Annotated in this window: 16 protein-coding genes; 9 read left to right on the top strand and 7 right to left on the bottom strand. The window is 69.0% G+C overall.

All coding sequences use genetic code 11. The features are described 5' to 3' along the window. The first annotated feature begins 110 nt into the window (after positions 1 to 110). Positions 111 to 1,049 (top strand): 2-dehydropantoate 2-reductase, encoded by a 939-nt coding sequence (gene panE, locus IAE41_RS10810; protein WP_200733119.1) that lies wholly within the window; start codon positions 111 to 113, stop codon positions 1,047 to 1,049. After that, positions 1,049 to 1,930 carry an NAD-dependent epimerase/dehydratase family protein gene (locus tag IAE41_RS10805; protein WP_200733118.1) on the top strand — a complete coding sequence of 294 codons (882 nt, stop codon included), beginning with the start codon at positions 1,049 to 1,051 and terminating at the stop codon, positions 1,928 to 1,930. Before panE ends, IAE41_RS10805 begins: the two co-directional genes overlap by 1 nt. Before the next feature lie 74 nt (positions 1,931 to 2,004). Here the strand turns inward: IAE41_RS10805 and IAE41_RS10800 are convergent, their stop codons facing one another. After that, positions 2,005 to 2,802, bottom strand: a complete 798-nt coding sequence (locus IAE41_RS10800; RefSeq protein WP_200733117.1) for a TatD family hydrolase — start codon at positions 2,800 to 2,802, stop codon at positions 2,005 to 2,007. Between the two features lie 67 nt (positions 2,803 to 2,869). Here IAE41_RS10800 and hrpB point away from each other — a divergent pair, with 67 nt between their 5' ends. Together hrpB and IAE41_RS10790 are read left to right on the top strand one after the other, a co-directional pair. Further along, positions 2,870 to 5,374: an ATP-dependent helicase HrpB gene (gene hrpB / locus IAE41_RS10795; RefSeq protein WP_200733116.1), complete on the top strand. Its 2,505-nt coding sequence runs from the start codon at positions 2,870 to 2,872 to the stop codon at positions 5,372 to 5,374. Positions 5,375 to 5,567: 193 nt separating this feature from the next. Further along, positions 5,568 to 5,957 (top strand): hypothetical protein, encoded by a 390-nt coding sequence (locus IAE41_RS10790; protein ID WP_079224180.1) that lies wholly within the window; start codon positions 5,568 to 5,570, stop codon positions 5,955 to 5,957. A gap of 90 nt (positions 5,958 to 6,047) precedes the next feature. On the opposite strand, the gene IAE41_RS10785 is transcribed toward IAE41_RS10790, so the two are convergent. The 3 genes from IAE41_RS10785 to IAE41_RS10775 all read right to left on the bottom strand — a co-directional run bounded on the left by IAE41_RS10785 (position 6,048) and on the right by IAE41_RS10775 (position 7,899). Further along, complete coding sequence (locus IAE41_RS10785; RefSeq protein ID WP_200733138.1) at positions 6,048 to 6,587, bottom strand: pseudouridine synthase; 540 nt, start codon at positions 6,585 to 6,587, stop codon at positions 6,048 to 6,050. Positions 6,588 to 6,678: 91 nt separating this feature from the next. Beyond that, on the bottom strand, positions 6,679 to 6,939 hold the full coding sequence (locus IAE41_RS10780; protein WP_200733115.1) for a hypothetical protein: 261 nt from the start codon (positions 6,937 to 6,939) through the stop codon (positions 6,679 to 6,681). 102 nt (positions 6,940 to 7,041) lie between these two features. Next, the gene (locus tag IAE41_RS10775; protein ID WP_200733114.1) at positions 7,042 to 7,899 is read right to left on the bottom strand and encodes a class I SAM-dependent methyltransferase; all 858 of its coding nucleotides are present in this window, start codon (positions 7,897 to 7,899) and stop codon (positions 7,042 to 7,044) included. A gap of 168 nt (positions 7,900 to 8,067) precedes the next feature. Between IAE41_RS10775 and IAE41_RS10770 the strand changes: the two genes are divergently transcribed. Together IAE41_RS10770 and IAE41_RS10765 are read left to right on the top strand one after the other, a co-directional pair. Continuing rightward, the gene (locus IAE41_RS10770) at positions 8,068 to 9,024 is read left to right on the top strand and encodes an aldo/keto reductase (RefSeq protein ID WP_200733113.1); all 957 of its coding nucleotides are present in this window, start codon (positions 8,068 to 8,070) and stop codon (positions 9,022 to 9,024) included. Between the two features lie 548 nt (positions 9,025 to 9,572). After that, positions 9,573 to 10,793, top strand: coding sequence for an RtcB family protein (locus IAE41_RS10765; protein WP_200733112.1), 1,221 nt, complete (start codon positions 9,573 to 9,575; stop codon positions 10,791 to 10,793). 46 nt (positions 10,794 to 10,839) lie between these two features. On the opposite strand, the gene IAE41_RS10760 is transcribed toward IAE41_RS10765, so the two are convergent. Further along, complete coding sequence (locus IAE41_RS10760) at positions 10,840 to 11,745, bottom strand: NAD(P)/FAD-dependent oxidoreductase (protein ID WP_200733111.1); 906 nt, start codon at positions 11,743 to 11,745, stop codon at positions 10,840 to 10,842. Beyond that, a complete protein-coding gene (locus IAE41_RS10755; protein ID WP_200733110.1) occupies positions 11,735 to 12,190 on the bottom strand; it encodes an Rrf2 family transcriptional regulator in 456 nt (151 codons plus the stop codon). The genes IAE41_RS10760 and IAE41_RS10755 overlap by 11 nt, the downstream gene beginning before the upstream one ends. A 183-nt stretch (positions 12,191 to 12,373) precedes the next feature. Here IAE41_RS10755 and IAE41_RS10750 point away from each other — a divergent pair, with 183 nt between their 5' ends. Next, positions 12,374 to 14,494, top strand: a complete 2,121-nt coding sequence (locus tag IAE41_RS10750; protein ID WP_200733109.1) for a methyl-accepting chemotaxis protein — start codon at positions 12,374 to 12,376, stop codon at positions 14,492 to 14,494. A gap of 241 nt (positions 14,495 to 14,735) precedes the next feature. On the opposite strand, the gene IAE41_RS10745 is transcribed toward IAE41_RS10750, so the two are convergent. After that, positions 14,736 to 15,638, bottom strand: a complete 903-nt coding sequence (locus IAE41_RS10745) for a LysR family transcriptional regulator (protein ID WP_200733108.1) — start codon at positions 15,636 to 15,638, stop codon at positions 14,736 to 14,738. 105 nt (positions 15,639 to 15,743) lie between these two features. On the opposite strand from IAE41_RS10745, the gene IAE41_RS10740 reads away from it, so the two are divergent. Next, on the top strand, positions 15,744 to 16,958 hold the full coding sequence (locus IAE41_RS10740; protein ID WP_079224200.1) for an MFS transporter: 1,215 nt from the start codon (positions 15,744 to 15,746) through the stop codon (positions 16,956 to 16,958). Positions 16,959 to 17,046: 88 nt separating this feature from the next. Beyond that, positions 17,047 to 17,856, top strand: a complete 810-nt coding sequence (dkgB, locus tag IAE41_RS10735) for a 2,5-didehydrogluconate reductase DkgB (RefSeq protein ID WP_200733107.1) — start codon at positions 17,047 to 17,049, stop codon at positions 17,854 to 17,856. The last annotated feature ends 92 nt before the right edge of the window (positions 17,857 to 17,948 follow it).

The following is a 17,948-nucleotide window of genomic DNA, read 5'->3' as shown; positions in this document are numbered from 1 at the left end:
CGTGGATGAGGCGTAAACCTGTAGAGCCGGGCCAATGCCCGGCTCTTTTTCTGCCAGCGATCTCCGGCACAATCGCTGGAAGACTTCCCCCAGGAAACGGTGAACGTGCAATGCGCATCCTGATTCTCGGCGCCGGTGGTACCGGCGGTTACTTTGGCGGCCGCCTGGCCCAGGCCGGCGTGGACGTGACCTTCCTGGTCCGCCCAACCCGCGCCAGCCAGCTCGACCGTGATGGCCTGGTCATCCGCAGCCCCGTCGGCGATGCCAGCTTCCCGGTGCAGCACGTCACTGCCGACGCCCTGCCCGCGCTTGCGGTGCAACAGCCGTTCGACCTGGTCATCCTCAGCTGCAAGGCCTACGACCTGGACAGCTCGATTGACGCGATTGCCCCGGCAGTGGGGGCGCACACCAGCGTGCTGCCCATCCTCAACGGCCTGCACCACTACGGCGCACTGGATGCCCGCTTCGGCCGCGAGGCCGTTCTTGGCGGCCTGTGCTTCATCAGCGCCACCAAGGCACCCGACGGCGCGGTGCTGCATCTGGGCAAGCCCGCCAAGCTGACCTTCGGCGAGCGCGACGGTGGTGCGATCTCCGACCGCGTGCGTGCCTTCGCGGCTGCCTGCGCGCAGGCCAACCTGGACCACCTGGCCAGCGGGCAGATCGGCCAGGAACAGTGGATCAAGTACACCTTCCTGACCGCGCTGGCCGCGGCCACCTGCCTGCTGCGCGCGGACATCGGCACGATCGTCGCCACCGATGACGGCGAAGCCATCGTGCGCGGCCTGTACGACGAATGCCTGGCTGTGGCCGAAGCGGCCGGCGAACCGGTGCCGCAGGCCGCGCAGGACACCGCGCGCGGCACCCTGACCCAGGCGGGATCTGCGCTGAAAGCCTCGATGCTGCGTGACCTGGAAGCCGGCCAGCAGGTGGAAGCGGCGCACATCGTCGGCGACATGCTGGCGCGCGCGCGCACGGCCGACCAGGAAGGCCTGCTGCTGCAGGTCGCCTACAGCAGCCTGCAGGCCTACCAGGCGCAGCGCAGCGCGTGATGGCCACTGTGGCGCCCGCGCCCCTGCCGTCGCCGGTGCTGATCCTCGGCATGGGCTGGAGTGGCCGCGTACTGGCCGCCCGATTGCAGGCGCGTGGCGTGCAGGTCACGGGCACGGTGCGTGATCCGGCCGCGGTGGCCGACGATGGGCTGCGTCGGCACCGCCTGCACGTCGATGCCGCGCCATCGCCTGCACTCCTGCAGGACATCGCACAGGCCCAGGCCGTGCTCTGCAGCGTGCCGCCCGATGCACAGGGCGACCCTGCGCTGCGCCAGCTGCTGCCTGCCCTGCGGGCAAGCCCGGCGCTGCGCTGGATCGGTTACCTGTCCTCGACCGCGGTCTATGCCGACCGCAGCGGTGGCTGGATCGACGAAAGCAGCGTGGCCGATGCCAGCGAAGCGGCGGGCGTGCAACGTCGCCTGGCCGAGGCGCAGTGGCAGGCACTGGCCGATGAACGCGGCATCGCCTCGGCGGTCTTCCGCCTGCCGGGGCTGTACGGCCCCGGCCGCAATGCCTTGCTGCAGCTGGCTGAAGGACGCGCCCGCCACGTGGTGCGCCCCGGGCTGGTGTTCAACCGGCTGCACGTGGAGGATCTGGCGGCGGTGGTCATCGCGGCGATGCAGCGGCCCACGCGGGATGGACTGTATCTGCCCGCCGATGACGAACCGGCGCCACCGCAGGAGGTGCTGGCATACGCCGCGAAGCTGGGCGGCTTCACGCTGCCACCGGCGCTGGCCTGGGATGACCCGGCAGTGAGTGCGACGCTGCGGCGGTTCTACCGGAGCAACAAGCGCATCGACAGTCGCGGCACGCGCGAGGCGCTGGGGTGGACGCCGCAGTTTGCGACCTATCGGGAAGGGCTGCGCGACCTGCTCCGGTAGTGCCGGCCGCTGGCCGGCAATCGCGCGATGATTGCGGCGTTCATACTGTTGCCGGCCAGCGGCCGGCACTACCATCAACCTGCGTCGGGCAGGCGGAAGAACGTGCGCGTGGCAGCGGTGGCGTTGGCGGCGGTCACTGCCACGTCTTCGCCACGGTCGCGGGCCAGTTCCTCGACGATGTGCGAAAGGAACATCGGTTCGTTGCGGCGGTCCTTCGGCATCGGCTTCAGCGTGCGCGGCAGCAGGTACGGCGCATCGGTCTCGATCATCAGGCGGTTGGCCGGGATGTTCTTCACCAGCTCGCGCAGGTGCGCGCCACGGCGCTCGTCGCACAGCCAGCCGGTGATGCCGATGTACCAGTCCTGGTCGAGGTAGTCGAACAGTTCATCGCGCTCGCCGGTGAAGCAGTGCACCACCGCCGGGCCAAGGCGGCCGTCGAAGTTCTTCATCTGTGCCATGAAATCGGCATGCGCGTCGCGCTGGTGCAGGAACAGGGGCTTGCCATTGTCTGCGGCCAGCTGCAGCTGGCGCTCGAATGCGCGGTGCTGGGACGGGCGCGGCGAGAAATCACGGAAGTAATCCAGGCCACATTCGCCAACCGCCACCACTTCCGGGTGCGCATGCAGCGCGCGCATCTCGGCATCGCATTCCTCGGTGTATTCCACCGCATGATGCGGATGCACGCCGGCCGTGGCGTACAGGAATCCGGGGTGCTGCTGGGCCAGCTGCAGGGCCAGCGGCGAGTGCTCGCGGCTGGCACCGGTGATGACCATCTGCACCACGCCAGCCTGCCGTGCGCGGTCCAGGACGGCATCGCGGTCGCGGTCGAAGGAGTCGTGGGTCAGGTTGGCGCCGATATCGATCAGGTGCATGGTCATCACGGGGGAAAAGTGCCCGCGCATTGTACCTGCGCCCGCTGTGGCCCCTTATCCTTGGCACATGAACGCCCCGCTCTTCCCGATTTCCCCGTTGCTGCCGCAGATCCAGCAGCATCTGGCCGCGCAGCCGCGCCTGGTGCTGGAAGCACCGCCCGGTGCCGGCAAGACCACCCAGGTGCCACTGGCCCTGCTCGATGCACCGTGGCTGCAGGGGCGTAAGATCATCCTGCTGGAACCGCGCCGGGTCGCCGCACGCAGTGCCGCGCTGTTCATGGCGCGGCAGCTGGGCGAGGACGTGGGCGGCACCGTCGGTTACCGCATCCGCTTCGAGAACAAGGTTTCGGCGCGCACGCGCATTGAAGTCGTCACCGAAGGCATCCTGACCCGCATGCTGCAGGACGATCCGATGCTGGAAGAGCTCGGTGCGATCCTGTTCGACGAATTCCACGAGCGCCATCTCAGCGGCGACCTTGGCCTGGCCCTGGCGCTGGACGTGCAGGCGCAGCTGCGCGACGACCTGCGCCTGGTGGTGATGTCGGCGACGCTGGATGGCGAACGGCTGGCGCGTTTCCTCGATGCGCCCCGCCTCAGCAGCGAAGGACGCAGTTACCCGGTGGCGATCAGCCACTTCCCGGCACGTCGCGATGAAGCGCTGGAACTGCAGGTGCGCCGCGCCGTGCAGCAGGCCCTGGCCGAACATCCCGGCGACCTGCTGGTGTTCCTGCCCGGCCAGCGCGAGATCGCGCGGGTGCAGGCGGGCCTGCAGGAATCGCTCGATGGCGGTGTCGACGTGCTGGCGCTGCACGGCGAGCTGCCGGTGGAACAGCAGGCACGCGTGCTGCAGGCCGCCAGCGATGGCCGCCGCCGCGTGGTGCTGGCCACCAACGTAGCCGAATCTTCGGTGACGTTGCCCGGTGTGCGCGTGGTGATCGACAGCGGCCAGGCGCGCGAGCCGCGCTATGACCCCAACAGCGGCTTCACCCGGCTGGACGTGGTGGCCATCGCGCAGGCGTCGGCCGACCAGCGCGCTGGACGCGCCGGTCGCGTGGCCGAGGGCGTGGCGTGGCGGCTGTGGCCGCAGTCGCAGCGGCTGGAGCCACAGCGCCGCGCCGAGATCGACCAGGTGGAACTGGCCGGGCTGGCGCTGGAACTGGCCGCATGGGGCAGCAGCGATCTGCGTTTCCTCGATCCACCGCCCTCCGGCCCGATGGCTGCCGCACGCGAGCTGCTGCAGCGGCTGGGCGCGCTGTCGGACACCGGCGCGATCACCGCGCTGGGCCGTCGCGTGCTGGCGCTGGGCACCCACCCGCGCATGGCGGCGATGCTGCTGGCCGCACCCGATGCACGCGCGCAGGCGCTGGCCGCCGATCTGGCCGCGCTGCTGGAGGCACGCGATCCGCTGCGCCAGGGCGGTGATGCGCTGGCGGCACGCTGGCGTGCGCTGGCCGCCTTCCGCAATGGCCGCGCACCGTCCGATGCCAACCGCAGCGGGCTGGCCGCCATCGATGCGGCTGCCAGGCAATGGCGGCGTCGACTGCGCTGCGACGCCACTCCGCCCACCAGCATCGAGGCGCATGAGCTGGGCGACCTGCTGGCCCACGCCTTCCCCGACCGCATCGCCTTCCAGCACCCCAGCGACCCGCTGCGCTACCTGCTGGCCAATGGCCGCAGCGCGCGCCTGCACGAACTGAGCGATCTGCGCGGCGAACCCTGGCTGGTGGCCAGCGAGCTGCGCTTCGAGGCACGCGACGCGCTGCTGCTGCGCGCTGCGCCGGTGGATGAGAATGGCCTGCGCAAGGCGTGGCCGGAGCGCTTCGTGACCGAGGACGCCGTGCGCTGGGACAGCGAACGCCGCGCCCTGGTGGCCCTGCGCGAAACCCGCTTTGATCGCATCGTGCTGGACAGCCGCTCGGCCGGCCGGGTCGATCCGCAGCAGGCCGCGCAGGCGTTGACCGATGCGATAGCCGAGCTGGGCCTGTCGGCGCTGCCGTGGACCGAGGGCCTGCGCCAGTGGCAGGCCCGGGTGGAATCACTGCGCCGCTGGATGCCCGAGCTCGGCCTGCCCGACTGCAGCGATGATGCCCTGCTGGCCACGCGCGCGCAGTGGCTGCAGCCAGCGTTTGCCGGCAAGACGCGGCTGGATGCACTGGACGAGAGCAGCTTCGGCGAAGCGCTGAAGTCACCGCTGGAGTGGTCGCAGCGGCAGCTGGTGGAGCGCCATGCGCCGACCCGCATCACCGTGCCCTCCGGGCTGGAGCGGCCGATCAGCTACGCGCTGGACAGCGAGAGCGGCGAACCGCTGCCGCCGGTGCTGGCGGTGAAGCTGCAGGAGCTGTTCGGCCTGGCCGACACCCCGCGCATCGCCGATGGCCGCGTGCCGCTCACCCTGCACCTGCTCTCGCCCGGCGGCCGCCCGCTGCAGGTCACCCAGGACCTGCGCAACTTCTGGGAAAACACCTATGCCGAGGTGAAGAAGGAGATGAAGGGCCGCTACCCGCGCCATCCCTGGCCGGACGACCCGTGGACGGCGACCGCCACGCACCGGGCCAAGCCGCGCGGAACGTGAGGTATTGCGGTAGCGCCGGGCCATGCCCGGCGAACGCAGCAGCAGATCCGCCGGGCATGGCCCGGCGCTACCCCGGTTTCCTGCCTGATCCTGAATGACTGGGGTAGAGTCACCTCATCGACTGCCCTGACTGACATACCGTTTACAGGCAGCAGGACACACTGGACTTCGACCCGAGGCAAAGGACCCCCGCATGAGCAAGCTGACCGTAATCACCGACCGCGCCCTGGAGCGCGCCCTGGAACTGGCGCACACCGCCGGCGATGGCCTGAAGAGTGCGGGTGGCAGCCTGCGCCATCTCGGCCCGCAGGCCAGTGACTGGATCAAGACCGGCGCCGCCGTGGGTGCGGTGAAGACCGGCGGCAAGGTCGCCACCAAGTTCGTGCGCCGCAACCCGGCCGTGGCCGTGGCTGCTGCAGCCGTGGGCGTGGGCCTGCTGGGCTACGCGCTGTACCGCAAGCAGCAGAAGAAGAAGGCCGGCAACGGCCATGTGGTCAACGGCCAGGCGCAGCGCATCAACGCGCGTGACCGCCGCAACGACACCGTGGTGGACGAGCACAGCGACATCGGCAGCGACGCGTGATGTAGGCCTGGGTCGGATCCCTTCCGCAGGAAGGGCGCTGACCGGGGACCACAAGGGCCGGACGCCGCAGGGCCTCCGGCCTTTTCTGTCTCAGCCGATCTGCCGCCACTGCCCCGGCTGCAGGTCATCCAGGCGGTAGGGGCCCATCGCCACGCGCACCAGGCGCAGGGTGGGCAGGTTCACCGCCGCGGTCATCCGCCGCACCTGGCGGTTGCGGCCTTCGCGGATCGTGATGGCCAGCCAGCTGTCGGGCACGGTCTTGCGGAAACGCACCGGCGGATCACGCAGCCACAGTTCCGGCGCCGGATCGAGGCGCTCGATCTTCGCCGGCAGGGTGGGCCCATCGTTCAGCACCACGCCATCGCGCAGCCGCTGCAGCTGTTCATCGCTGGGCGTGCCTTCCACCTGCACCCAATAGGTCTTGTCGGCCTTGTGCTTCGGGTCGGTCAGCTTATGCGCCAGCGTGCCGTTGTCGGTCAGCAGCAGCAGGCCCTCGCTGTCATGGTCCAGCCGGCCCGCCGCGTACACGCGCGGCGGCAGGCCGAAGCCGGCCAGGGTCGGCCGCGGCGGCACGCTGCGGTCGGTGAACTGGCAGAGCACGTTGAAGGGCTTGTTGAAGGCAATCAGCATTGCGGGCACGGCAGGCAGTGGATGCGGCATTGTCCCACGCCGCGCTGCGCGCCCGGAATTGCAGAGCCGAGCCCACGCTCGGCCGCCTTCCTCAGCCGAAGACCTTCCATTCCAGCAGGAACGAACCCAGCACCAGCGCGATACCGCATGCGGCGATGACATTGGCGCGGCACCGCAGGCGTGCGAGCGGCGGGCTGGCCCGGCGCGCCCGTTCTTCCAGCAGCGCGCCGGCAAACACCACGGCAAACCCCACCGTCGCCATCAGATCGTAGGCATGGCCACCGTAAAACACGAAATCAAACAGCCGCGCCAGTACCAGCACTGCGACGAAGATGTAGAAGACCTTGTTCAACCGTCCACTCCCTTGGGGTAGCGCCGGGCCATGCCCGGCGGATGCACGTCGCCTCCCTTGCCACGCCGCTGCGCTCGCCGGGCGTGGCCCGGTGCTACCGGCTTACGGCTTCACGAAACGCAGGGTCATGCGGTCGCTTTCGCCGATGGCCTGGTACTTCGCATCGTCGGCCTTGTCATGCTGGTTGGTCGGCGGCAGGGTCCACACGCCGTTCGGGTGGTCCTTGGTGTCACGCGGGTTGGCATTGACCTCGGTGCGAGCCTCCAGCGTGAAACCTGCGGCCTCGGCCATGGCGATGACCTGCTGCTGGCCCACGTAGCCGGTGTCGTCGTCATCGGCGACGTCGGCCTTGGCGCGGTGCTCGACCACGCCCAGCACGCCGCCCGGCTTGAGCACGTTGAAGAACCCCTGGAACATGCCCTGGGCCTGGCCGGCCTTGCGCCAGTTGTGCACGTTGCGGAAGGTCAGCACCACATCGGCTGAATTGGCCGGGCCGAACACCGGCTTGGCCGGGTCGTAGCCCACCACGGCGGCCTTGTCGAACTGGGCCGGTGCACCGGCGAACTTCTTTTCCAGGCCATCGCGGCTGCGCTGCTGGTAATCACGGCCACGGCCTTCGGGCACGGCAGACGGATCGACCACGGCAGCAATGTAATGGCCCTTGTCACGCAGCAGCGGCGCCAGGATTTCCGAATACCAGCCGTTGCCGGGCGTGATCTCGATGACGGTCTTTTCCGGCGAGACCTTGAAGAAGGCGAGCGACTGCGCCGGATGGCGGTAGTTGTCGCGCTTGACGTTGGCAGGGTCGCGGGTGGACGCCTTCACCGCCGCGTCGATGGCCGGCGTGACCTGGATCTTCGCCGGTGCCACCGTGGCCGGGGCGGCGAATGCGGGGACAGCAACGAGCAGGGCCGAGGCAAACAGCAGGCGGCAACCACGCAGGGACGAAGCAGCGATCATCGGGGCGATTCCAGCGGAAGATGCGGCGAGACTAGCAGCCACCGCGCGCAAGGTGTTCACAAAACGTTAGCCACGCGCCCGCGACGGAACACTGTTTTGTGTCCAGCGCCGCAGCGCGGTCACACATCGCGCTCTATGCTGCAGGACTACCCCAAGGAGTCCGTGCCCATGACGGCAACCCGCGAACTGGGCCGTTCCGGCCTGCATGTACGTCCGCTCGCCTTCGGTGGCAACGTGTTTGGCTGGAGCGCCGATGAGAAGGCCAGCTTCGCCCTGCTCGATGCCTTTGTCGATGCCGGCTTCAACCTGGTCGACACCGCCGATGTCTATTCGGCCTGGGTGCCGGGCAACCAGGGTGGCGAATCGGAAACGCTGATCGGCAAGTGGTTCGCCCGCAGCGGCAAGCGAGACAAGGTCGTGCTCGCCACCAAGGTGGCCAAGTGGGCCGAGCGCCCCGGGCTGACGCCGGACAACATCAATGCCGCGGTGGAAGATTCGCTGCGGCGCCTGCAGACCGACGTCATCGATCTGTACCAGGCCCACGAGGACGATGAATCGACGCCGCTGGAAGCAACGCTGGCCGCGTTCGGGCGCCTGATCGAAGCGGGCAAGGTGCGCGCCATCGGTGCGTCCAACTACAGCGCCACGCGCCTGGCCGATGCGCTGAAGGTGTCCACCGATTACAAGCTGCCGCGCTATGAAACGCTGCAGCCGGAGTACAACCTGTACGACCGCGCCGGTTACGAGAAGGAACTGGAACCGCTGGTGCAGCGCGAGCAGATCGGCGTGATCGGTTACTACGCACTGGCCAGCGGTTTCCTCAGCGGCAAGTACCGCACCGCGGACGATGCGGCCAAGAGCCCGGCGCGCGGCGAGAACGTGGTCAAGCGCTATCTGAATCCGCGCGGCCTGCGCATCCTGCAGGCGCTGGATGACGTGGCCAGCAAGCACGGCGCCAGTGCCGCGCAGATCGCGCTGGCGTGGCAGATCGCACGGCCGTCGATTACTGCGCCAATCGTCAGCGCCACCAGCGTCGAGCAGCTGCATGACCTGCTCGCGGCCGCCAATGTCGGCCTGAGCGTGCAGGACATCGCACAGCTGGATGCCGCCAGCGTTGAAGGCTGAGGCGCGGGAAACCTGCAGACGCCCCAGCGTGAATGGGTTGCGCACGCAATGAACGTCGTTTATGGTGCGCGCCACGTTTCAACCCGCAACGGAAGACCTTCCTTGAACACACCCGTCGTCGCCATCGCCAACCTGCTGCCATGCCTGCGCATGGACGTGGCGAAGCGTGCGCCGGGCGAGGAAAGCCTGCTGACAACGGCCTGATGCCCGCCCTGCGGAGATCGGCCACCCCGATCTCCGAGGACTGACGACGCCCTCGGACTGCACGTCCGGGGGCGTTTTCATCTGCGTCGATACAAGGACCCGCGATGCCAGCTCTGCACTCCGCGCGGCACGCCGCCGCACACTGATCCGGACACGCCTGCCGTGCCATGGCACGCGCCTGGCACAGGCGGACCGATCTGCACACTCCAGCAGCGCCCTACCCCACGACGCGTCGTCGAGGGCGGGTGCCTGCACCTTCACTTCCGCAGCGTCCGCGCTGCAACCACGGGCAGACGCCCACGGCCGTGCCGTGGTGCCCGCCCGTGCAGGACATTCACTACGAGATGGACATTCAACACAACTATCAATGGCTGCATGCCGAAGGCAGTACGCCGATCAAGGGCTGGGTGGACGGCGTTCCGCTGGAGGCCGAAGCCCACGCGCAGCTGCGCAACATCGCGGCGATCCCGTTCGTCGGGCCCTGGGTGGCGGTCATGCCCGACGTGCACCTGGGCAAGGGCGCGACCGTCGGCTCGGTGATCCCCACGCGGGGCGCGATCATTCCCGCGGCCGTGGGCGTGGACATCGGCTGTGGCATGGCCGCGGTGCGAACCACGCTGCGTGCCAACGACCTGCCTGATGACCTGCGCCAGCTGCGCAGCGGCATCGAGCGCAGCGTGCCGGTGGGCAATGGCCGCAGCGGCGAGCACCAGCGGCTGCCCGACAGCATCGGCACGCGGCTGGTGCAGTCCGGCCTGGCCGCGGGCCTGGAGCAGATCAAGGAAAAGCACCGGCGGATCCGCACCGACAAGCTGGACTGCCAGCTGGGCACGCTGGGCGGCGGCAACCACTTCATCGAACTGTGCCTGGACGAGACCGATGCGGTGTGGGTGATGCTGCACAGCGGTTCGCGCGGCACCGGCAACCTGATCGGGACCTACTTCATCGAACAGGCGCGGCGCGAACTGGAACGCCGCGTGCTCGGCTTCCATCTGCCGGACAAGGACCTGGCGTTCTTCATGGAGGGCGAGCCGCTGTTTGATGACTACGTGCAGGCGGTGTCGTGGGCGCAGGACTACGCACGGCAGAACCGCGAGGCGATGATGGCGCGGGTGCTGGCGGAAATGCGCCAGCGCCTGCCGAAGTTCAAGCTGGCCGCGATGGCGGTGAACTGCCACCACAACTACGTGCAGAAGGAAACGCATGCAGGGCAGGAACTGCTGGTGACGCGCAAGGGTGCGGTCAGCGCGCGCGAAGGCGAGCTGGGCATCATTCCCGGCAGCATGGGCACGCGCAGCTACATCGTGCGCGGCAAGGGCAGCACCGACAGCTTCCACAGCTGCAGCCACGGCGCCGGCCGGGTGATGAGCCGTGGCGCGGCGCGGCAGCAGATCACCCTGGCGCAGCACCGCGAGGCCACCGCGCACGTGGAATGCCGCAAGGACAGCGGCGTGCTGGATGAATCACCGGCAGCGTACAAGTCGATCGATGATGTGATGGCCGCGCAGCGCGACCTGGTGGAGGTGGTGCACACGCTGCGCCAGGTGCTGTGCGTGAAGGGGTGATGGTTGCATCCACGCATGGCGTGGATCTACTGGGACAGCGCGCCGTTCAGCGCGGCATGCTGTCCTCGGCCACCAGCGCGTGGTGCACGCCGATGCCTGCACGCACGCCTTCGGCCATTGCCAGGGTGATGTTGCCGACCGTGGTCGCATCACCGGCGGCATACACGTTCGGCACCGAGGTCTGCTTCATCATGTCGACCTCCACCAGCACGCCCATCGGGCTTTCCACCAGAGTGCAGCCGAGCTGCTGCACCAACGGCGTGGCCATCTGCTGCATCGCCGGCACGAACAGGGCGCGCTGGGCGATGCGGCGGCCATCGGCCAGTTCCACTTCCAGCCAGGTGGGCTGCTCGCCCTGCACGCCCACCACAGGGATGGTTTCAACCTGCACGCCGCGCTGCTGCATGGCGGCCTGCTCTTCATCGCTGATGGGCAGGCCCTGGCTGAAGAAGGTGACATTGCCCCACTCGGCGAACAGCGGCGCCTTCGCGGCCGACATCGGGTGACCGCCAAGCAGGCCGATGGCACCGCCGCCGACTTCATAGCCATGGCAGTACGGGCAATGCAGCACGGTGCTGCCCCAGCGTTCGGCCAGGCCCGGCAGATCAGGCAACTGGTCAGCAATGCCGGTGGCCAGCAGCAGCTTGCGGGCGGCCAGCACCTGGCCATCGGCAGTACGCACGTCCACGCCCTCGGCGTTGGCCTGCGCGTGCACCACCTCGCCCTGCAGCCAGCGCACGGTGGGGTAGTCGAGCAACTGCTGGCGCGCGTTCTTCAGCAGCTCGGCGCCGCTGATGCCGTCCTGCCCCAGCACGCCGTGCGAGTGGCTGGCGGCACGATTGCGCGGCAGGCCGCTGTCGATGATCGTGACCGGGCGGCGCGCACGGGCCAGGATCAGGCCGGCGGCGATGCCGGCATAGCTGCCGCCGACGATGAGGACATCAGGATTCATGGTGACCTTCCAGGGAACGGTGATGGGCAAGATGGCGGGCGAAATCGGCGCCCAGCTGGTCCAGGGTGCTGGCCTGCAGGCGCGCTTCGAGCAGGCGCTGGGCCTCGCGCGCGCCGTCCTGCAGTGCCTGGTTGACCAGCTGCTGGATGGGGCAGCCACCGCCGTTGTCGCGGTTGCCGACCTGCACCAGTGGCGGCGCGCCGACGGCCAGGTAGATGTCGTGCAGGCTGATCTGCGCCGCCTCGCGCGCCAACTGGCTGCCACCGCCATGGCCGCGCGTGCTGCGCACCAGACCGGCCTTGTGCATCTGTGCCAGCAGGCGGCGGATGACCACCGGATGGGTCGGCAGGCAGGCAGCCAGTTGTTCGGACGTGCGCGGGCCTTGCTGGCCGACCAGATGGGCCATCACGTGCAGCGCGTCGGAGAGCGGGTTGGCGGATTTCATGTAACTACGATAGTTACATTTAAACCTCCTGTCGAGAGTCCGCTTTCGTTCCATATGGACACATCTGTCCTATGAAACATTTTCTTCACCTCTCTAAACGCAACGGTAATGTGATCGGATTCGCACTTCAGAGGGCTCAAGCGCGGTCGATACCGCATCGCCCCCCTTCCGTGAGTCCGCCCCATGAACGCCTCCTCCCGTGCGCCGCGGCTGCAGTCGAAGCTGCTTGGTGCTGTATCCGTCGGCCTGGCCATCGTCCTGCTGTGCGCCCTCGCGGGCCTGGCATCGGCGTGGCTGAAGCTGTCCACCGAAGTGCCCGCGGAGGTCGCCCACAGCCGCGCTGCCGAGCACCTGCAGCGTGAGTTCCGCGGCCAGGTGCAGGAATGGAAGAACGTGCTGCTGCGCGGCCACGACGAAGCGCTGCGCCAGCGCCACCTGCAGGCCTTCGATGACGAGGGCAAGCGTGTGGAGACACTGGCCAGCGGCCTGGCCACCAGCCCCGATGCGCGCACCCGCGACATGGCGAAGGCCTTCAGCGCCCTGCACGCGCAGCTGCAGAAGGACTACCACGCCGCCCTGCAGGCCTTTGCCGAAGCCGGCTACGACCCTGCCGCCGGTGACACGCTGGTACGCGGCAAGGATCGTCCGGTGGCGGCGGCGCTGGATGCGCTGGGCACGCACGCCTCGCAGGTGGCCGAAGCCGCGGTGGCCGCGCGTTCGCAGCAGGCACGGCGCACGCTGGTGGTGTGCGCGGTGCTGACCATCACCGCAGCGGTGCTGTTGCTGGCCGGCCTGGGCTGGTGGCTGCGGCGTGCCGTGGTGCAACCGGTGCTGGCGGTGGAAGCCGCCGCACGCGCGGTGGCCGCCGGTGACCTGGACCATGTGGTGCAGGTGCACAGCCGCGATGAGATCGGCCGCCTGGCGCAGGCCATGCAGGCCGTGCAGGGCACCCTGCGCGACGTGCTTGCCGCACAGGCGGCGATGGCGCAGGCGCACGACGCCGGCACCATCAGCCACCGCATGCAGGCCGCCGCGTTCCCCGGTGCGTACGGACGGATGGTGGCCGACACCAACGCGCTGGTCGACGCACACATCCAGGTGAAGATGCGCGCGATCGCGGTCATGGGCCGCTATGCGGTGGGCGACCTCAGCCAGGACATGGAACGCCTGCCGGGCGAGAAGGCGGTGATCACCGAGGCGCTGGATGCGGTCAAGCGCAATCTCGGCGCGATCAACGGCGAGATCCGCCGCCTGGCCGGTGCTGCGGCGGCCGGCGATTTCAGCCAGCGCGGCGACACCGCACGTTTCGAGCATGACTTCCGCGCGATGGTCGATGGCCTGAACCAGCTGATGCAGGGCACCGAACAGAACCTGGGCGAGGTATCGGCGATGCTGCGGGCGATTGCCGATGGCCGCCTGGGCGCGCGCATGCACGGCGATTTCCAGGGCGTGTTCGCGCGCATCGCCAGCGATGCCAACACCACCGCGGCGCAGCTGGCGACCATTGTTACCGACATCAAGCACACCTCGGGCAACATCCATTCGGCTGCTGCCGAGATTGCTGCTGGCAACAACGATCTGTCGCGCCGCACCGAACAGCAGGCGGCCAACCTGGAAGAAACCGCCGCGTCGATGGAGGAACTGACCTCCACCGTGCGCCAGAATGCCGAACACGCGCGCCAGGCCAACCAGCTCGCGATCGGCGCGCATGGCGTGGCCTCGCAGGGCGGTGAAGTGGTCGGCCAGGTGGTGGCGACCATGGGCGCGATCGAGACGTCCTCGCGGCAGATCGCGGCGATCATCAGCGTCATCGACGGCATCGCGTTCCAGACCAACATCCTGGCGTTGAACGCAGCCGTGGAAGCGGCGCGTGCCGGAGAACAGGGCCGTGGCTTCGCGGTGGTGGCCAGCGAGGTGCGCACCCTGGCGCAGCGGTCGGCGGCGGCCGCCAAGGAGATCAAGACCCTGATCGAAGCGTCGGTGGAACAGGTCGGCCACGGCGCGCGCCGCGTGCGCCAGGCGGGGGACACGATGGCCGAGATCGTGGCGTCGGTGCAGCGCGTGACCGACATCATGGCCGAGATTTCCGCGGCGTCGCAGGAACAGAGTGCGGGCATTGAGCAGGTCAGCCAGACCGTCATCCAGATGGATGGCACCACCCAGCAGAACGCGGCGCTGGTGGAAGAAGCCAGTGCGGCTGCGCGCAGCCTGGAACAGCAGGCCGACCGCTTGATCGAAGCGGTGGATGTGTTTGATCTGTCGAGTGCAGCGACGACGCAGGACGGCTTCGCGCGCGCGGCATGACGGTGTCACCACACCGGTGCGGTGGCACGCGTGGCGGTGTTGAATGGGTAGCGGCCCCCCCGGGGGGGGGGGGGGGGGGGGGAAGTGGGGGCCCCCCGACCCCACCCCCCCCCAATGTTTGGGGCGGCCCCACCCCCCCCCCCCCCCCGGGCCGCCCCCCCCGGTGGGGGGGCCCACGGCAGGATCAGTGCGGACCAACGGTCCGCACCCACCGAGGGAGCCGGTCCGCACCCACCAAGCCTCAGCGCAGATAATCACCCTGCGCCATCACTTCGTCCAGGTGATCCAGGAACGAACTGATGCGCGCCGACACCGCGGTGTTGCGGTAATACACCGCGTGGATCGGCTGGTAGACATCCAGCGTCTGCGCGGCCAGCACCGGCACCAGCGTGCCGGCGGCGCGATCGCGGTCGGTCACGAAGTCGGACAGGCAGGTGATGCCTACGCCTTCCACCGCCAGCCGGCGCAGGGTTTCGCCGCTGGATACGGGGATATCCGGACGCACCAGCAGTTGCCCGTCGGCATCGCCCGGCAGCGGCCAGCGGTTCAATGATTCCGGCTCGTTGAAGCCAAGCAGCGTGTGCTGGCCCAGTGCGGCCACGCTGGACGGTTCGCCGTGCGTGGCCAGATAGGCCGGGCTGGCCACCAGCTGCAGCCGGCAGCGTCCCAGCGCGCGCGCGTGCAGGGTTGAATCGGCCAGCGGGCCGATGCGGATGGCCAGGTCGGTGCGCCGTTCCAGCAGGTCGATGTAGCGCTCGGAGCTGTTCAATTCCAGCTGCACCTCCGGGTAGCGCGCGCGATAGCTGGCCACCAGCGGCGCAATCACGTGCAGCACGAAGGGCATGGCCGCATCCACGCGCAGCCGTCCGGCCGGACGCTCGCGGCGGGCGGCCATCTGTTCTTCGGCCGACTCCACCGCATCGATGATCGCCCGCGCGTGGCGCAGGTAGGCCTCGCCCTCGGCGGTCAGGTGCAGGCGGCGCGTGGTGCGGGTCAGCAGGGTGGTGCCCAGCTTTTCCTCCAGCCGGCCCAGCGCGCGGCTGACGCCGGAGGGGGTCTGTCCCAGCTGTTCGGCGGCGGCGCTGATCGAGCCGCTGTCGATGACGGCCAGGAAGGCCTGCATTTCGTCGAGGGTGGTCTTCATGCCGCCATTATTGACCAGCAGGCAAGAGTGATTGGCGTGAAGACTGGTTTTTCGGCAAAGGTGCGCCGCGCACACTGCGCGCCTTCCTTCCCTTCGGAGCCTGCCATGACCCGTGGCATTCCCCTCGCCCTGCTGGCGCTGACCCTCGGCGCCTTCGCCATCGGCACCACCGAGTTCGTCATCGTCGGCCTGATTCCCACCATTGCCGCCGACCTCCACGTCAGCCTGCCCTCGGCCGGCCTGCTGGTCTCGCTGTACGCGCTGGGCGTGGCCATCGGCGCGCCGGTGCTGACCGCGCTGACCGGCCGCGTGCCGCGCAAGCAGCTGCTGGTGGCGCTGATGCTGATGTTCACCCTGGGCAACGTCATCGCCTGGATGGCGCCGGGCTACACCTCGCTGATCGTCGCCCGCATCCTCACCGGCCTGGCGCACGGCGTGTTCTTCTCCATCGGCTCGATCATCGCCACCGCGGTGGTGCCGAAGGAAAAAGCGGCCAGCGCGATCGCCATCATGTTCACCGGCCTGACCGTGGCGCTGGTGACCGGCGTGCCGCTGGGCACCTTCATCGGCCAGCACCTGGGCTGGCGCGCGACCTTCCTGGCCGTGGCCGGGCTGGGCGTGGTGGCCCTGCTGGGTGCGCTGCTGTTCGTGCCGCGCAACGTGCCGCAGAGCGCGCCGGCCAGCTTCCGCCAGCAGCTGGGCGTACTGGCGCAGCCGCGCCTGCTGCTGGTCTATGCGATGACCGCGCTGGGCTATGGCGGTACGTTCCTGGCCTTCACCTACCTGGCGCCGATCCTGCAGGACGTCACCGGTTTCTCGGCCAATGCGGTCAGCCTGGTGCTGCTGGTGTACGGCGTGTCGGTGGCGATCGGCAACCTGTGGGGTGGCCGCCTGGCCGACCGCCTGGGCCCGGTGCCGGCGCTCAAGCGCATCTTCGCGCTGCTGGCCATCGTGCTGTTCGTGCTCACCTTCACCGCCTACAACACCTGGCTGATGCTGCTGACCGTGCTGGCCCTGGGCGCGGTGGCGTTCGGCAACGTACCCGGCCTGCAGGTGTACGTGGTCAAGCAGGCGCAGCGCTATGCGCCGCAGGCCACCGACGTGGCCTCGGGCCTGAACATCGCCGCGTTCAACATCGGCATCGCCCTGGGTGCCTCGCTGGGTGGCCTGGTGGTGGAGCACATCGGCCTGATGCATACCCCGTGGCTGGGTGCGCTGGTGGTGGTGCTGGCCTATGCGCTGACCGTGCTCAGCGGCCGCCTGGACCGCCGCGATGGCGTTGATCACCGTGCCGATGGCATCGCCGTGGCGGCACATTGACCGGCCATGCAATGCACCGTTGCCGGCATGCATACGGTCCCTGCCCTACCCTTCCCGTTCACTCCTTTTCCCCCCGTTGGAGCTTTCCATGACTGTCCCCGCCTTTGGTCTTGGTACCTTCCGCCTCAAAGACCAGACCGTCATCGATTCGGTGCGCAACGCCCTGGACGTCGGCTACCGCGCCATCGACACCGCGCAGATCTACGGCAATGAAGCCGAGGTCGGCCAGGCCATCGCCGAATCCGGCGTGCCGCGCGACGAGATCTACCTGACCACCAAGGTGTGGATCACCGAGTTCAAGCGCGATGCGCTGCTGGCCAGCCTGCGGACCAGCCTGGAAAAGCTGCGCACCGACCACGTCGACCTGGCCCTGATCCACTGGCCCTCGCCGAATGACAAGGTGGACGTGCCGATGGAGGAATACCTGCCGGCGCTGGCCGAGGCCAAGGCGCAGGGCCTGACCCGCGAGATCGGCATCTCCAACTTCACCATCGCCCAGACCCGCAAGGCGATCGAGATCCTCGGCGCCGGCGCCATCGCCACCAACCAGATCGAGATCCACCCGTACCTGCAGAACCGCCTGCTGGTGAAGTTCCTGCAGGACAACGGCATCGCCATCACCGCCTATATGAGCCTGGCCTACGGCGAAGTGCTGAAGGACCCGGTGATCCAGGCCATTGCCGGCCGCCACCAGGCCACCCCGGCCCAGGTTGCACTGGCCTGGGCGCTGCAACAGGGCTTTGCAGTCATCCCGTCGTCGACCAAGCGCGACAACCTGGCCGGCAACCTGGAAGCGGCCGCGATCCGCCTGACCGACGAAGACATGGCGCAGATCGCCAAGCTCGACCGCGGTCAGCGCCTGGCCAACCCGGAAGGCATCGCCCCGGCCTGGGATTGATCGGACGCGGCCGGGGGGGGCCCCGCGGCCCCCGGGGGGGACGGGGGGGGGGGGGGGGGGGGGGGGGGGGGGGGGGGGGGGGGGGGGGGGGG

Source organism: Stenotrophomonas sp. S39, from assembly GCF_016624665.1.
Taxonomy (GTDB): domain Bacteria; phylum Pseudomonadota; class Gammaproteobacteria; order Xanthomonadales; family Xanthomonadaceae; genus Stenotrophomonas.
The sequence above is the reverse complement of the archived record's forward strand: the minus strand, read 5'-3'. Positions and strand labels throughout refer to the sequence as shown.

Bases quoted from the DNA above. Each gene is read 5' to 3' on its own strand.
- panE (WP_200733119.1), top strand. From the start codon at position 111: ATGCGCATCCTGATTCTCGGCGCCGGTGGTACCGGCGGTTACTTTGGC.
- IAE41_RS10805 (WP_200733118.1), top strand. From the start codon at position 1,049: ATGGCCACTGTGGCGCCCGCGCCCCTGCCGTCGCCGGTGCTGATCCTC.
- IAE41_RS10800 (WP_200733117.1), bottom strand. From the start codon at position 2,802: ATGCACCTGATCGATATCGGCGCCAACCTGACCCACGACTCCTTCGAC.
- hrpB (WP_200733116.1), top strand. From the start codon at position 2,870: ATGAACGCCCCGCTCTTCCCGATTTCCCCGTTGCTGCCGCAGATCCAG.
- IAE41_RS10790 (WP_079224180.1), top strand. From the start codon at position 5,568: ATGAGCAAGCTGACCGTAATCACCGACCGCGCCCTGGAGCGCGCCCTG.
- IAE41_RS10785 (WP_200733138.1), bottom strand. From the start codon at position 6,587: ATGCTGATTGCCTTCAACAAGCCCTTCAACGTGCTCTGCCAGTTCACC.
- IAE41_RS10775 (WP_200733114.1), bottom strand. From the start codon at position 7,899: ATGATCGCTGCTTCGTCCCTGCGTGGTTGCCGCCTGCTGTTTGCCTCG.
- IAE41_RS10770 (WP_200733113.1), top strand. From the start codon at position 8,068: ATGACGGCAACCCGCGAACTGGGCCGTTCCGGCCTGCATGTACGTCCG.
- IAE41_RS10765 (WP_200733112.1), top strand. From the start codon at position 9,573: ATGGACATTCAACACAACTATCAATGGCTGCATGCCGAAGGCAGTACG.
- IAE41_RS10760 (WP_200733111.1), bottom strand. From the start codon at position 11,745: ATGAATCCTGATGTCCTCATCGTCGGCGGCAGCTATGCCGGCATCGCC.
- IAE41_RS10755 (WP_200733110.1), bottom strand. From the start codon at position 12,190: ATGAAATCCGCCAACCCGCTCTCCGACGCGCTGCACGTGATGGCCCAT.
- IAE41_RS10750 (WP_200733109.1), top strand. From the start codon at position 12,374: ATGAACGCCTCCTCCCGTGCGCCGCGGCTGCAGTCGAAGCTGCTTGGT.
- IAE41_RS10745 (WP_200733108.1), bottom strand. From the start codon at position 15,638: ATGAAGACCACCCTCGACGAAATGCAGGCCTTCCTGGCCGTCATCGAC.
- IAE41_RS10740 (WP_079224200.1), top strand. From the start codon at position 15,744: ATGACCCGTGGCATTCCCCTCGCCCTGCTGGCGCTGACCCTCGGCGCC.
- dkgB (WP_200733107.1), top strand. From the start codon at position 17,047: ATGACTGTCCCCGCCTTTGGTCTTGGTACCTTCCGCCTCAAAGACCAG.